We start from the raw sequence: 248 nt of genomic DNA, 5'->3' as shown, positions 1-248 counted from the left end.
AACCCATTCCGTATAGGCGGCCCAAGTACTACACCTAATGCCTTATCTGTAGGTGCAATGACACACCCTACAACTGAAATAGGTGTTGCTACAGGCACTATTGCTGGTGTTGAAGGTGATATTCAGCCATCAAGCTTTGGTCCACAAGAAGCTTATACAATTACAGGTGCAGACATTGAGTTAGTTTATCCAGACGCTAACCAAAATGGTTGTGTTGCGTTTGCCGCCGATGTTGATTTTACCGGTAA

General features: G+C 44.4%; 1 protein-coding gene. It reads left to right on the top strand.

Annotation, left to right across the window (positions count from 1 at the left end):
• A partial coding sequence (locus tag AAEY62_RS23940) for a hypothetical protein (RefSeq protein WP_350636964.1) occupies positions 1-248 on the top strand: 248 nt, incomplete at both ends.

The organism is Pseudoalteromonas sp. GW168-MNA-CIBAN-0100, from assembly GCF_040309225.1.
Taxonomy (GTDB): Bacteria; Pseudomonadota; Gammaproteobacteria; order Enterobacterales; family Alteromonadaceae; genus Pseudoalteromonas; species Pseudoalteromonas arctica.
This window is presented reverse-complemented; position numbering and strand designations above follow the sequence as displayed.